At 68.2% G+C, this 12,435-nt stretch carries 26 protein-coding genes; 1 reads left to right on the forward strand and 25 read right to left on the reverse strand.

The features are described from left to right. Positions 1–8: 8 nt before the first annotated feature. From AC4LGL_RS33675 to AC4LGL_RS33795, 25 genes are all read right to left on the reverse strand, one after another. Positions 9–365, reverse strand: a complete 357-nt coding sequence (locus tag AC4LGL_RS33675; protein WP_491842571.1) for a WhiB family transcriptional regulator — start codon at positions 363–365, stop codon at positions 9–11. After that, complete coding sequence (locus AC4LGL_RS33680; RefSeq protein ID WP_491842572.1) at positions 365–676, reverse strand: hypothetical protein; 312 nt, start codon at positions 674–676, stop codon at positions 365–367. The genes AC4LGL_RS33675 and AC4LGL_RS33680 overlap by 1 nt, the downstream gene beginning before the upstream one ends. Continuing rightward, entirely contained in the window at positions 673–1,539 is an 867-nt protein-coding gene (locus AC4LGL_RS33685) for a hypothetical protein (RefSeq protein ID WP_491842573.1), read from the reverse strand. The genes AC4LGL_RS33680 and AC4LGL_RS33685 overlap by 4 nt, the downstream gene beginning before the upstream one ends. Then, the gene (locus AC4LGL_RS33690) at positions 1,536–2,372 is read right to left on the reverse strand and encodes a hypothetical protein (RefSeq protein WP_491842574.1); all 837 of its coding nucleotides are present in this window, start codon (positions 2,370–2,372) and stop codon (positions 1,536–1,538) included. Before AC4LGL_RS33690 ends, AC4LGL_RS33685 begins: the two co-directional genes overlap by 4 nt. Next, positions 2,369–2,737, reverse strand: coding sequence for a hypothetical protein (locus AC4LGL_RS33695; protein WP_491842575.1), 369 nt, complete (start codon positions 2,735–2,737; stop codon positions 2,369–2,371). Before AC4LGL_RS33695 ends, AC4LGL_RS33690 begins: the two co-directional genes overlap by 4 nt. Next, on the reverse strand, positions 2,737–3,201 hold the full coding sequence (locus AC4LGL_RS33700) for a hypothetical protein (protein ID WP_491842576.1): 465 nt from the start codon (positions 3,199–3,201) through the stop codon (positions 2,737–2,739). The genes AC4LGL_RS33695 and AC4LGL_RS33700 overlap by 1 nt, the downstream gene beginning before the upstream one ends. Before the next feature lie 555 nt (positions 3,202–3,756). Then, entirely contained in the window at positions 3,757–3,918 is a 162-nt protein-coding gene (locus tag AC4LGL_RS33705) for a hypothetical protein (RefSeq protein WP_491842577.1), read from the reverse strand. 153 nt (positions 3,919–4,071) lie between these two features. After that, a complete protein-coding gene (locus AC4LGL_RS33710; RefSeq protein WP_491842578.1) occupies positions 4,072–4,428 on the reverse strand; it encodes a hypothetical protein in 357 nt (118 codons plus the stop codon). Continuing rightward, positions 4,425–4,700, reverse strand: a complete 276-nt coding sequence (locus AC4LGL_RS33715) for a hypothetical protein (RefSeq protein ID WP_491842579.1) — start codon at positions 4,698–4,700, stop codon at positions 4,425–4,427. Before AC4LGL_RS33715 ends, AC4LGL_RS33710 begins: the two co-directional genes overlap by 4 nt. After that, positions 4,697–4,945 carry a hypothetical protein gene (locus AC4LGL_RS33720; protein ID WP_491842580.1) on the reverse strand — a complete coding sequence of 83 codons (249 nt, stop codon included), beginning with the start codon at positions 4,943–4,945 and terminating at the stop codon, positions 4,697–4,699. Before AC4LGL_RS33720 ends, AC4LGL_RS33715 begins: the two co-directional genes overlap by 4 nt. Beyond that, entirely contained in the window at positions 4,942–5,238 is a 297-nt protein-coding gene (locus AC4LGL_RS33725; protein WP_491842581.1) for a hypothetical protein, read from the reverse strand. The genes AC4LGL_RS33720 and AC4LGL_RS33725 overlap by 4 nt, the downstream gene beginning before the upstream one ends. Then, on the reverse strand, positions 5,235–5,606 hold the full coding sequence (locus tag AC4LGL_RS33730) for a hypothetical protein (protein ID WP_491842582.1): 372 nt from the start codon (positions 5,604–5,606) through the stop codon (positions 5,235–5,237). Before AC4LGL_RS33730 ends, AC4LGL_RS33725 begins: the two co-directional genes overlap by 4 nt. Beyond that, positions 5,607–5,858 carry a hypothetical protein gene (locus AC4LGL_RS33735; protein ID WP_491842583.1) on the reverse strand — a complete coding sequence of 84 codons (252 nt, stop codon included), beginning with the start codon at positions 5,856–5,858 and terminating at the stop codon, positions 5,607–5,609. It abuts the gene before it with no gap. A 30-nt stretch (positions 5,859–5,888) separates the two neighbouring features. Then, positions 5,889–6,569: a hypothetical protein gene (locus AC4LGL_RS33740; protein ID WP_491842584.1), complete on the reverse strand. Its 681-nt coding sequence runs from the start codon at positions 6,567–6,569 to the stop codon at positions 5,889–5,891. Positions 6,570–6,620: 51 nt separating this feature from the next. Further along, the gene (locus AC4LGL_RS33745) at positions 6,621–6,995 is read right to left on the reverse strand and encodes a hypothetical protein (RefSeq protein ID WP_491842585.1); all 375 of its coding nucleotides are present in this window, start codon (positions 6,993–6,995) and stop codon (positions 6,621–6,623) included. A gap of 32 nt (positions 6,996–7,027) precedes the next feature. Next, complete coding sequence (locus AC4LGL_RS33750) at positions 7,028–7,192, reverse strand: hypothetical protein (RefSeq protein WP_491842586.1); 165 nt, start codon at positions 7,190–7,192, stop codon at positions 7,028–7,030. Then, positions 7,185–7,472: a hypothetical protein gene (locus AC4LGL_RS33755; protein ID WP_491842587.1), complete on the reverse strand. Its 288-nt coding sequence runs from the start codon at positions 7,470–7,472 to the stop codon at positions 7,185–7,187. The genes AC4LGL_RS33750 and AC4LGL_RS33755 overlap by 8 nt, the downstream gene beginning before the upstream one ends. Then, complete coding sequence (locus AC4LGL_RS33760) at positions 7,469–8,620, reverse strand: recombinase RecT (protein ID WP_491842588.1); 1,152 nt, start codon at positions 8,618–8,620, stop codon at positions 7,469–7,471. Before AC4LGL_RS33760 ends, AC4LGL_RS33755 begins: the two co-directional genes overlap by 4 nt. 11 nt (positions 8,621–8,631) lie before the next feature. Beyond that, complete coding sequence (locus AC4LGL_RS33765) at positions 8,632–9,606, reverse strand: YqaJ viral recombinase family protein (RefSeq protein WP_491842589.1); 975 nt, start codon at positions 9,604–9,606, stop codon at positions 8,632–8,634. Next, the gene (locus AC4LGL_RS33770) at positions 9,603–9,833 is read right to left on the reverse strand and encodes a hypothetical protein (protein WP_491842590.1); all 231 of its coding nucleotides are present in this window, start codon (positions 9,831–9,833) and stop codon (positions 9,603–9,605) included. Before AC4LGL_RS33770 ends, AC4LGL_RS33765 begins: the two co-directional genes overlap by 4 nt. Next, positions 9,830–10,696 carry a hypothetical protein gene (locus AC4LGL_RS33775; RefSeq protein WP_491842591.1) on the reverse strand — a complete coding sequence of 289 codons (867 nt, stop codon included), beginning with the start codon at positions 10,694–10,696 and terminating at the stop codon, positions 9,830–9,832. The genes AC4LGL_RS33770 and AC4LGL_RS33775 overlap by 4 nt, the downstream gene beginning before the upstream one ends. Positions 10,697–10,758: 62 nt before the next feature. Then, positions 10,759–11,388 carry a hypothetical protein gene (locus tag AC4LGL_RS33780; RefSeq protein ID WP_491842592.1) on the reverse strand — a complete coding sequence of 210 codons (630 nt, stop codon included), beginning with the start codon at positions 11,386–11,388 and terminating at the stop codon, positions 10,759–10,761. After that, entirely contained in the window at positions 11,388–11,618 is a 231-nt protein-coding gene (locus AC4LGL_RS33785; protein WP_491842593.1) for a hypothetical protein, read from the reverse strand. The genes AC4LGL_RS33780 and AC4LGL_RS33785 overlap by 1 nt, the downstream gene beginning before the upstream one ends. Further along, a complete protein-coding gene (locus AC4LGL_RS33790; RefSeq protein WP_491842594.1) occupies positions 11,608–11,850 on the reverse strand; it encodes a hypothetical protein in 243 nt (80 codons plus the stop codon). The genes AC4LGL_RS33785 and AC4LGL_RS33790 overlap by 11 nt, the downstream gene beginning before the upstream one ends. Then, positions 11,847–12,077 carry a helix-turn-helix domain-containing protein gene (locus AC4LGL_RS33795; RefSeq protein ID WP_491842595.1) on the reverse strand — a complete coding sequence of 77 codons (231 nt, stop codon included), beginning with the start codon at positions 12,075–12,077 and terminating at the stop codon, positions 11,847–11,849. The genes AC4LGL_RS33790 and AC4LGL_RS33795 overlap by 4 nt, the downstream gene beginning before the upstream one ends. A 108-nt stretch (positions 12,078–12,185) precedes the next feature. On the opposite strand from AC4LGL_RS33795, the gene AC4LGL_RS33800 reads away from it, so the two are divergent. Further along, positions 12,186–12,435 (forward strand): helix-turn-helix domain-containing protein (locus tag AC4LGL_RS33800; protein WP_491842596.1); only part of this gene is annotated, 250 nt, incomplete at its 3' end.

Below are 12,435 nucleotides of genomic sequence, written 5' to 3' on the forward strand. Positions count from 1 at the left end.
CGGCCCATCTACCGCTCGTCTCGCTTCCGGCCACGCTCGCGGGCCGTCAGGCCGCCCCATATGCCGTTGTAGTCGCCGAGGGCGTCGGCGAACGCCAGGCACTCGTCACGCACCGGGCAGCGCCGGCACACGCTCTTGGCCTCGGCGACGATGATGCGTCGACGTCGCTCGGATTGGGACCGTTTGATATCAGCGTCCGCTCGGGCCGGGGGCGGGTAGAAGATGTCCGGTCGCGGATGCCCGCGACACGCGGCCCGGAATTTCCACGACTGAGGCAGCTCGCCGAGGATGATCCGCACGAGGCGCGCGCGAGCACCGCCGGACTTGGCAAGCGCGGGCGGGCGTGCGTGCGTGGTCTGTCCCACTAGGCGGGTACCTCCTCGAACAGGGTGAGTTGTGCACCGATCGGTGCTGGGGCGGTGTGGCATTCGCAGGGGCAGCGGTACACGTGCGAGGGCCGAATGACCGCGAGGCTGTACGGCACCAGGCAATGCTCGATGCCGTCGGGGATCGGGTCGGTGCCCTTGTGTCCGCGCTTGGGCGGGATCGTGACGTAGCACTCGGGCATCCAGATGCCGCGCGCACTCGGGCCACCGGCCCGGTGGTTGCAGTTCTGGTGCCTGCCCATCACGCACCAGTGCGTGGGCCCGTACTCGCACCCCGCGGGCCCGGTCACGGTGGTGTTTCCTCGGCGGTGCGGCTGTCAGCGGCGCGCATCTCGTTGAATGCCTCGTCGAGCCGGTCGAGGGCATCGCGCGTGTTTCCGATCGGGTCGTTCCACCCTTGGGTGAACCACAGCACCGCCTTTTGGACGCTGCCGAGTGCCCGTACCGCGCCGGCCATCTCGGCGATCTGGTCGAGGCTGACATGCCCGTACAGGGGCAGATTGCTTTCGCGCTTGCTCCAATCGATCGGAGCGCCGAGCGCCTCCTCGACGGACTTGAGCCGGGCGGCCAGCTCGGCGGCGTCCGGCTGATCACGCACCTGCAGGGCGACGAGCCGCTCAACCCGCTCGTTGATCGTCTCCTGGGCGTCCTTGGTCGCCTTCGCGCGGGCAGCGAGGATCGTCTCGGCCCGGAGCGTGTCGTGGCGGGCGATGATCGAACGCACCGAATCCCACGAGGGTTGGTGAGTCCGCGGGTCCTTGCGTTCGGCCGGCGTGTGCACTTGCATCCGAGTCTTGCTGCGGCCGGGATACATCAGGCCCCACCCGGCGGGCAGCTCGCCCTCGTGCACGATCGCCGGATTCGGCACGACCAGCCACCACTCGTGGCACTGGTCTGCCCATTGGTCAGCTTTGCCGGGTTTGTTGAGCTCGTTGAGCCAGTCGGCGCGGCTCACTTTCAGCTCGTGGCCGACCAGCATCCGGCCGCTGCTTGAGGTGAACCCGACATAGATTGCGTCGCAACGGCTGCCAGCACCCCAGCTGCCGTTTTGGCCGACCTCGGGCAGGAACACACCGCCGGGGAGATCCTGGCCGGGCTTGATGTAGTGCCGTTTCAGCAGCGCCAACAGGGCCTCGGTGTTGCTCTCGGTCACAGGATCACCGCCGGCCACGTGGTGAGGGCGACGTTCTCGACGTGCCGGCGGCCCTTGCGCCAGGGCGTCGGCCAGCCGAGCTGAACCACACCCATATCGGCGAGGCCGAGCGCGTCGGCCTGGTCGGCGTTGAGCCGGGTCATCATGCGGGCCACCACTGCGCCGTGATCGGTTCCGCGTCCGCTGTCGACCTTGAACCGCGATCGAGTCTCATCGCAGACAAGTCGCTTCGCGCGGTCGCGATCCTTGCCCATCGGCGGCTTGACGCCACAGATGAACTTGGCGCGGTGGTCGGGGGTGACGACCGCGAACGGGATACCGCGAGCCTGCAGTGACGTGATGACCGACCACCACAGGCCTGCACGGTCGTAGTAGCTGGGCATCGAGCTCTGCCCGTAGCTCGGGCCCTCGACCACACCGAGCCGGATATCGGCTCCCGCCCGGCGCGCAGCGTCGACGATCCTCATGATGGCTTTCGCCTGGCGCACGAGCCGCTGGCCGCGTTCGTCGTAGGTGGCGTTCTGGTGGCCGGCCTCGCCGCAGTGGGTGAGCAGCGACGGCCACGCGGTGCCCTGGCCACCGTCGGGCACGAGCGTCTCGATCGCGATACCCGCACGGGTGAGCGACAGGTCGAGGCCGAGCACCGAGGGCCGCAGCGCGTCGTGCGCCCGGCGGGCGTGATCGCGGGCCCACGCACTGAGCTCGGCGCGTGGGCCGTCGTTCCATTCGCCGCACAGCTCGCACTTCGCCGAGTTGTCGAGGATGGAGATCCCGCCCGCGTCACCGAGCTCGACAGCGCCGGGTGCGATCGGGTCAACGAGAGCAGTGGTCATCGGGCGGCCTCGATTCGGGCCTTGAGCGCGTTGAGTTGCTCTGTCGCGGTCATGATCTCGTCGGCGGCCTTGCGCGCATTGCGCTGAGCCACGTACAGCTGCTCGACGAGGTAGGCGATCAGGCCGTACGCGATCGGCTGATCAAGCGTGTCCTCGAACTTCGTGACCGCGAGGGTTTCCGGGTCGACCTTGATACCCATGTAGCCGATCACCAGCATGGATTGCGCGCAGTGCGACGGCTCGCCGCCGTGATCCTGCTCGACATGCTCGCGGTACTCGGTCAGCGCGGTGTTGGCGAGGTTGCGCAGATGCGCGTCTTGCTGGTCGATGTGGCCGATGAGCTCCGGGGGAATGTTGTCGGTCATTACTCGCTCACCTCCACAACCTCGGGCACCACGGGCAGGCCCATAGCTCGGCGAATGTCGTTCTCGTGAACCACGGGGGCCTGCACGCGCGCCAGGAGTGTCTCGACGCCGGCCATGTGCCGGGCCAGGGTGAGCGCCGAGGTCCTCGAATGCGATGAGTGCACGACGTGCCCGCGCGGCGAGGTGATCAGCCACGGCCAGATCGTCAGCAGCGCCGAGCTATCCGGGTCGAGCGGCCGAAACGTGACGCGCCACGGGACCGGCCGCGTCCGAAACCGGCCGCAGTCGCAGGCATCCCGACCGCACGGGTGATACACCGGCGCGCCCGTGGTCTCGTGGTAGGCCAGCACGGGGTGCGCGTCGAGCGAGTGCCCGCACACGCACCGGATGAGTCGACGGTCCACCTCGGGGGCGGTGTCGACCAGCGCGGCGTCCGCGCGGGCCTGGGCCTCGGTTGTTCTCATAGCTGCTTGGGTCCTCTCTTTGCATCCGACTCCCGAACCGGGTGGCACGGAAGGTTTTCCAACGGGGGCCGACCAGGTAGGTCGGGATGAACACACGCCTCGTCGACCGGTTGGTGGCAGTGCCGGCACGCGACGGTCAGCGCGGTGCGGTGCAGGTGAACCATCTCCGGGTCGTTGCGCCAGTTGCGGGGCCGGTGCCGGTAATCGCCTCTGGACATTCACCACCACCTCGAATCGCTACTCGGGCAAGGGACGGGGGTTGTGTGACGGATAGTGCGCGGACTAAAGGCGGGGCTTGCTGTGACCTCCCAGGGCCTGACCTCCCATTGACCGCTCACCCTCGTCACACCAGGCCTCATGGCCCCTCGTCTTTGTGCAGACGAGGAGCTATGAGATTCACCAACAACGCGACTCGCGATTTCCTCGTCGTTGGTCGCCGCCCGGATCGGCAGTTGCAGTGAGCACGACGCCGACAGCCGTATGAGGTACTGAGGACGCAACCGGGGGCAGGCTGGTTTACGGCGGGCTCTGCCACATAACGCCGTGGAACGTGGGCTAGCTGGCGGTGACCACCACCAGCCGAGTACCTGTGAGATCGTCGCCGTCATGTTCGGTGCCGAACTGGGCGTAAGCGCTGGTGAGGCAGTGTGATTCGCCGGTGCTCGCGGTGCCCGCGAGTGAACGACGGAGGCTGTCCGTCAACGTCGGTAACATCACTACTGCTCCTGATCGTCCAAGGTGATGAGCATCCGAGGCCCTCGCGCTGGCAGGCGTGGGGGCCTCTCTCATAGATGTAGGGGGCCGAGCGGACAAGGTCGGGGGTCGCACTCGGCAATGACCGGAGCGAATCGCCTTGACCTGCACGGATTGTCATGCGGCGGCCCACACGATCGCGTTGCGGCCGCTGGCGAGCTTGGCCCGCTCACCGGTGTCGACGACCTCGCCGGCCTCGACGAGCTCGTGGCGGCGCGACCGGATGCCCGAGGGCGACTGGCGCGGCTCGAACCCGAGATCGGCTGCGGTGGTGTAGCGGTCGACGAGCTCGGTGTCGGTCATGCCGACCTTGCCGACGCGGGCGAGTATCCGTAAGACGGCCTCCTGTGAGGCCATGAGACGCTCACCAGCGATGCTCGCGGCAGCCTGGCGGGAAGTGATCGGGTCGGTGGCCCGCGCGGTCGCTGTGGGCTCGCCAGCGGCATCGAATAGGGCGTATTCGTCGACGGTCATAGGTAGACGCCTTTCGCCGGGGTGGTCCGAATTCGGTGAGTGCTGGGCCGATAACCGCGGGATTGGTTGACCGGCCGGCACATATCGCCGAGCGGCATGTCGACGCCGAGCTCGGCCAGCTCGTTGAGTGCGTCGATCAGGCGGCCGTCGATCAGGCACGGGCCGTTGAGGTAGCAGAGTTGGGGGCACCCTTCGACGCGGCAGCCGTAGAGCTCGTAGTCCTCGCAGTGCGTGCCGATTCGGTCTGCGCGCGGCGTCGGGTGCGGGATCACTGCGGGGTGACCTTGTCGGGGATGCGTTCGCGCACCGGTGGCGGGCCCGCGTCGGGGTCGATCGACCCGTAGTAGCGGAGGTTTTCGCCCGGCGGGGCCATCTGCACGATCTCGGCCTCGACGTAGGTGTAGCCCTCCTCTTCGTCGAACCACGCATCGGTGACCTGGCGGTAGAGCCCGTCAGCGCCGGGCCCCATCACCTCGCCGACGCGGATCGAATCAGCCTTGTCTCCCTTGAATCTCATGACAGATGCACCGGTGACCCGTAGTGATCTGACAGTCGTTCCTCGTAGGTCTTGACCTCCTGCTCCATCGCGTTAGCGAGCGCGGTGAACCACTCGGGCTCGGTGATCACGCCCTTGTCGATGAGCAAGCGCACCAGTGCGCTATGGCTGACGAGCGCCGAGTTCACGCCTACCCGCAGGTGTTTCGGGTTGGACGGGGTCGGGTCGAGCTGCATCTCTGCGGCGACACCGGACTGCATCGCGTGCAGTGCGGCCATGTACCGCTGTTGGGCTTGGGCGACGGTCTCGCTCACGAGGGCTCCTCGAGTGGGGTGAGTGTGAGCTCGCTGCCGTACTGGCGTTCCTGGTGGGACAGCCACGACAACACCGCGGTATCAGGGGCGTTGAGCGGTGGTGGGATCTCGGCGGCCAGCTCGGGGTAGGCCTGCCGCACCGCGGGCCGGCACTGCTCGATCGCGTCGGGGATATCGTCGGCGGCCGGGACGTCGCCGAGCATGTAGCCGAGCACGTCGAGCAGATCGCCGTAGCTGCAGAACGATTGCTGCTCGTCGGTGTGTGCGCACGCGAGGGTGAGCACTTGGCCGATGGCGAACGAGCGGGGGGACGCCGGGGTGGCCGGCGTCCCCTGCTCGGGCTCGGCGCTCAGTGGCCGATCGTTCATTTACGCGGCCCCCGTTACTGCCGTGGGGTCCCACAGGGTTTCGCGGCGCATCACCTTGCCCGCGGCGCTGCGGATGACCAGCTCGACCGCCTCGTCACCGCGGGGTGCGATGCGGCGGGCCAGCTCCTCGGCGCGCGAGAGTCGGTCGTAGCCCTGGCTGGTCGAGCTGAGCAGCGTTCGACCGTTGCGGCCGTCGGCCATGCGCACGACCAGTTTTTCGTTGCGGTCTGGCTCGATGAATATGCGGATCACTGGTATCTCCTCGGTAATTCGTTGTGGGGGTTAGGCCGCGCTGTGGTGGCGGGCCTTGTTTCGTTTGACGCGAGCGCGCCGGCTGGCCCGGCGGGAACGATTCGCGTCTCGGTTGCGCAGCCGTCGGCGCTCTACCTCGTCGTCGGGCACGGTGCCCTTGATGTAGACCGGCTTGAGCTGCAGCCCGGCGAGGACACCGCGTGCGAACTCGGTGTCGTACGGGTTGCCGTCGACCCGCCGGCCACGACGCGGGGCCGCGGTCTGCTGCGGCTCCTCCTCGGGCTCGGTGAGTGGATCGTCGAACAGCGGTGCGTCGGCGAGCTCCTCGGCGAGACCGTCGTCGGCGACCAGGTCCTCGAACACGTCGTCGAGGATCGGTTCGCCGGCATACCAGTCGGGCGGGGTAGCTTCGCCGCGGCCGCCACCGCACCGAATTCGCTTGGTGGCGTGGTGCTGCCACGCGTCGAGCTCGCTCGAATACTCGATCGCCTGGCCGCAGCCGTCGACAGCGCACGGGATGCCCTCGAATGCGCCGGCCTCGTCGAGCTCGACGGCAGCGTTGAGGTCGAGGCCGTGCAGGTGCGCGTGCACCTTGACCTCGCCGCGCGGCTGCTCGGCCTGGCGATGACGCTGATACTCGGTCATCCGCGTCGGCTGACGGTTACCGAACCGGGCTGCTCGGCGGTGCCGACGGCCGGGGTTGCTGCTCATGCTCTACTCCTCAATTTCGTGTTGAAAACCGGAACTTCCGCAGGTAGCGGGCTACTTGGCTTTGCCGTCCGAGAACGCGACGACGTTCTCGGGCCCGTCCTCGTCCTCGCCCTTGGTGTCGATGAGCTCGCCGGACTCCTCGGCCTCGCCGGCCGCCTCGGCGGTGACCTTGCCGTCGTGGTCGACCATCGCGGGCTGGTTGGCGGCGTCCGGTCGCCTGCTGCCCTTGGGCCACGCCGCCTCCACGTCGACGCTGACGGTGGTTCGGGTTTCGCCGTCGTCGCGGATCGCCTCGGCAACCTTGCTGACCGTGCCGAAAATCGTGTACTCGACCTGCTGCCCGAGGGCGGGCTCGTCGACACCGGTCTGTCCGTGGTTGCCGCCGAACGCCACGTAGAAGTCGGCCGGCTGATTCTGTCGCGCCATGTGTTGTGTGTGCTCCTATCGGGTTGTGCGGGTTACCTACCGGCGTTGTCGTCGGCGGGGGCTTTGTAGTCGGTGATTTCGAGGACCACGTCGACGCGGGCGTTGGGGCCGTAGCCGAGATTTCGGCAGCGGTCGATCATGTCGGCGAGCTGGCCGAGGGTGAGCCGGCCGACGCGAAACTTGCCGCTCCTAGCCATCGCTGACCTCGTCACCGGCAGCCGCCGGGTGGTCGGCGGGCGCAGCCTCGATCGGCGCGGCGAGCAGGATGCGGGCGGCCTCGTCGATCGCGTGGGCCGTGTCCCGCAGGGCCGCAGCGATTTCCGGCTGGTCCTGGTCGAGGTAGTCGCGGGCCGCCGCGGCGATGCCCTCGATGGCGAACTCGACACCGATGCGCACCCCGTGCCGGGTGCTCTTGCGCACCGCGCCGACCAGCGCCGGGGCGACCATCTTGCGCAGCTGCTCGTCGTTGACGGTCACTGGTCGTCCTTGCTGCTGTTGACCCAGCTCGCGAGCACGTCAGTCATGGCCTCGCTCATGGCCTTTGTCGGGTTGTCGGTCTCGTGCGCGGACTTGGCGAGGTGGGCGAGCTTGGTCACGATGCGATGCAGGGTCGCGTCGTCGATCCCGTCTCGGTGATCAGGCAGCACGTCGAGGCCGCCGAGTTCGGCGATCACGCGCAGCTGGTCGTCGCGCTGGGTGATCTGGCCCTGGTCGAGGAACCCGAACATCGAGTCCAAGAACTGACGGCGCTTCTGCTCGCTCATCGGTGGCGGCGTGTCGGATTGCTCAGTGTCGGGCTCGGATTGAGCACGGGCGGCGCGCTGACGGTTGCGGGCCGCCCCGGATGCCTTGCGCGGCGCGGACTTCTCGGTGGCCACCGGCGCGCCGGCCTCGACTACTTCGCCGTCGATCACCTCGTGGGGCTGGGCGGCGTCCTCGAACACGATGCCCGAGTAGTCGGCCGGGAATGCCTTGCGCCAGGCCAGCGCCTCGCCGCACTTGGCGAGCTGGTTGCCCGGCATCTTTTTCCACATCGAGTTGGGCTGCCATTGGCCATCTCGCTGCACCAGCTGCACGTACTCGGAGTAGGCGACGGTCGCTGAGATGCTGACCCCGTTGACGCTGAGGGTGTACTTGCACGCGACCGGGGTGCCGTCGTCGTTGTCCCAATAGTCCTGCCAGCCGGTGCCTTTGCCGCGATAGAGGACATCCTCGTGGCCGACCCGGACGCCTTCGCGCCGCGCTGCGCGGGTGCCGATCACGCGCCACCCGTCGATGCCGACCTGGGCGGTGAACTTGTCGACGTCGCGCTCCTCGACGCGCGTGTTGCCCGTGTCGGGGTTGGTAACGCGCACCTTGACTTTCGTCTTGCGCGACACCAGATAGACCTGCTTGGTGAACGGGTCGAGGCCGGTGCGGGCGGCGTAGTGGTAGAGCAACCGGAGGTCGGCCTCGGTGGCGTGTTCGAGACCCATCGAGCGCAGCTGGGTGCGCTGGTCCTCGGTCCAATCGCCTTGCCCGGCGCGCAGTGCGAGCGCGCTCGACGCGGCGGTGGCCGGCGGTTGCGCCCGGTTCGGGTCGGCTCCGAGGTTGACGCCGATCTCGGCCTCGGTGGTCTCTGGCATGTGTTCCTCTCTCAGGCGATTCGTGGCAGGTCTGCTGGGCCGACGGATTTGACGGGGTAGAACGCGGGGCCTTTGTTCGCGCCTTGCGAGCGGCGTTCGGCGATGCGGATCGGGTCGGCGTCGCCGTCCTCGACGACCGCGTATTGCGCCCGCTCCATGCGCTTGAGCAGGAGGTTCTTGTGGTAGGCGAATGTGTCGGTGGCCTGGCCGAGACGCTCACGGGCCGCGGCGAATTCGTGTGCCTCGTCGAGCGGGATGACGGCGTTGACGCCGCGATCGATCTCGGGGTGCAGCGCGCGCAAGCACTGGTAGGTCGCCGTGGTGTTGTCGAGCGGGGGCGGCTCGTCACCGGCCAGCGATTCGTAGAACCGCCGGCACTTCTGGATGATCCACGCGGCGAACTGCCGGTCGTAGTCGACGGTGTAGATGCGGTGCTGCAGGTAGGGCCCGACGACGAGCAGCTCGCCGGCCAGCTCGGTCCACCCCGTGAACAGCATGAGCGCGGTCACCTGGGCGTGGTAATCGTCGGGGAGCTCGCCGTTGAGGTCGTCGCCCCACACCTCAATGTCGTCAAGGTTGCGGGCCAGCTTGAACTCGACGACGCGGCGGCTGGCCCCGCGAACACCGCGGCGGTCGAGCGTGGCCACGACGGGAAACCCGAACTTCTCGGGGTCGACGTGCGCCTGCACCTCGTCGGGGGAGAGCAGCCAGTCGGAGCGGTCGCGCCGGTAGCGGGCCGCGGCCAGGTGCTCGACGTCATGCCCAAGCGCGAACGCGTCTTTCGGCTCCTCGGGCGGCACAAGGCCCTTCATGCGATGCCAGAGACGGAACGGGCTCTCGTAGCGGCTGACCGGGTCGCCCGGTTCGCCGAGGATCGCTGCGACCTTGCTCGGCGTGATGACACCGCGCCAGGCGTCGGTGCCCGGCTCGATGAACTGGGGATCTCGGCGGGTGTAGAACCGCACGCCCTCGGGGTGCCGCCTCATCGCCCGGCCTCGTCGTTGCGCTTGTCGACCAGGCAGGTCCGCTGGGCGATATCGACGCGGGCCACCTCGGCGGTCATGAGCTCTTGGCGGATAGCCTCGGGCCACTCGGCGATCGGCACACCGGCGAACGCGGATTCGTTGATCGTGACGGCGATTTGGACCCGCACGATCCCGCGGTCTGCGCGGCAATCCGCGATCTTCATGTAGTTGATGACCGGGTTGCTCATGATGCGACCCCGGACATACGTCGCACCGCGCCCGAGTGCGCCGCGGACATGCGGATCGCGTAGCGGGCCCCGTAGAGCGGGCGGATCATCGCGTGGTTGCCGTCGCCGCGGCGACGCTCAGACAGGCCCGCGCGGTGCAGCCGCTTGGCGAATGTGTTGAGCGAGATATCCAGCGCGGTGGCGATCTCCTCGTCGAAATGCCCGAGATCCCGATGGTCCGCAACGATCTCGGTGAAGTCGGCGGGCACCTGCCGCCAGCGGCGACGATCAGGCCGCTCGACACCGACCGGCTGCGCAGTGGGGTCGTCGATCGACCCGGCGACGTCGTCCTCGTCGACAGCCCACGCGAGCGGCGCGGCGAACCCGTGCTCGCGGCCGAGCTCGCGGGCCTCGATGCTGGTGCCGGGCACCAGGTGCCAGTGCTCGTAGAGCTCGGCGAGCGCGGCGGCGAGCTCCGAGTCGACGATCTCGGGGCGGCCGAGCGCGATCTCGGCGAGGACCTTGCCGGTGTAGCCGTGCCCGACGGCCGCGGCGATCTCGTAGAACGGGTGCCCGATGCGCACGAGGGCCTGCAGTCGACGCACAGGGCCGACGGCGCACACGAACAGGCCGTCGGGGATCGGGACGGCGAGGATGCGTTCGGCGACCGGCCGGGCGATGCGGTGCTCGTAGCCAGGGCGGCGCGATTCGCCGCGCTCGGTGTGCTCGCTCAGCAGGATCGTGATGCGCCGGGTTTCCAGCCCCGCGGCGCGGGCGATGGTGCGCGGAGTGTGCCCGGCATCGATGAGCGCCAGCACGTGAGCGCGCGCCGGTCCGGCCGGAATACGTTGAGAGTTGCGGTTGCTATCGTTCGTCTCGAACACGGGTTGTTGGTTCCTCTCGTGATCACTTGAGCGCCGGCCGGCGGCAATCCGGCCGGCGTTTCCTATTGCTCGGGGTGCTCCGCTGGCGGGTCCTGGTCACCGCCAGCGGCCCCGTCCTGGACCTCGGCGCGGTCCGAGGGCGTCTCGTCGTCGCGGTGAGCGACCCACTTGAGCGCGGCATCAATCGCGACCTCGGCGTAGTGCTCGACCGTGCTCGTCGGTGTCGCCGGTGCGGCTGCCGCGATTGCGCCTGCCGCGACGGTGATCGCCTCGCTAAGGTCGTCGGGTGTGGCATCGAGCAGCTCGCTCAGCCCGCAGACCTGGCAGACCGTCGCGTCGAGGGCGTCGCGGTCAACGAGGTTCGTGACGTTGGTGACCGGCACACCGGCCAGCGGCCGGACGTCGAGGATCGGGTAGTTGGGCCCGGTCACCAACGAGCCCTCGGGCAGCAGGGCGAGCAGCCGATGCCGATGCTCGGCCTCGATCTCCGGGGCGAGCGTCACCAGCAGCGGGCCGGGGTCCGGCGACTGCACGGCGTCGCGAATGTCCTCAAGGACGCCGAGCAGCTTGCGCTCGAACGGCTTGAGCGAGGCGGTCGCCTGGGCGTCGAGCCGACGGCGAATCGCGGCCTCGGCCTCGGCCTGGGCCTCCTCGGCGGCGCGCTGCGCAGCGGGGTCGGGTCCGTAGGCCATCAGATGACGTCCTGCTGCGAGCCGCCGGTCTCGTCCTCGGCGTTCGGCACGTTGGCGAACACGACGCGGCGCAGATCGTCGGCGGTCGCCGCGAGCTCGCGCAGCGTCTTGACCAGCGCCACGGTGGCCTGGGCCTGCGCGTAGGCGATCTCCTCGGTGACGGACCCCAGGTCGTCGCCGTCGATCTCGTTGAGGAAATGCTCGGCGGTGGCGAGGTTGTCAGTTTCCACGGTGGTGTCCTCTCGGTTCGGGGTTGCGATGCCGCCGCAGTTCGGCGGGCGTCATGCGGGTCGAGGCGATGCCGGGGAAGGGCGTCGGGCACCGCTGGCTAACAAGCAGGTGCACCGCCAACCGCCAGGGACCCCACCGCAGGCTGGGCTTGGCGAGGGTGACGAACCCACAGCCGCGGGGGCATTCGAGGAGATCTGCGGGTGCCTCTTGTGGGCATTGCTTGGCGATCACGCGCAGTCCTTCTCGCCGATGAGCGTGGAAACCGGGACGCCGAGGACCTCGGCGATTGCCACCAGCTCGTTGACATCGAACGGTGTGCGGCCCAACAGGCGAGCACTGACTGCAGGTTGCGAAATCCCAAGCCGCTCAGCGATTTGCGTCTGAGACATGGAACGGCGCGCCATCTCAGCTCTGACGTTTGCGCCTACTGCTGCGCTCGGATTAGTAGCCACGAGCACAGTTGTAGCAGATGAACTGCTAGCAGGTCACCTACTAACGAACGGTTCGGCGTGTCGCTTCATCAGCTCATCTTGTAACGCAGTTGTCGAGCGCATATATTCGTTGCCATGACAACAGTGATTCAGTTCCCGGAGCGGGCGAGTCGGCCCTTGGTCGCGATCGTCAGCAATGAGGTGCGCGCCCTGTTGGGTAGGTATGACGTGTCGCAGACCGAGCTCGCGAAGTGGCTGGGGCTCACCCAGCCGGCCGTGAGCGCGCGCCTGCGTAGCGCTACGGAGTGGAAAGTCGCCGAAATCGAGCGCATCGCCGAGGGGTTCAGCGTTCACCCGGCGGTGCTCATGGGTGGTTACGCACCCA

This window comes from Mycolicibacterium arcueilense (assembly GCF_058536225.1).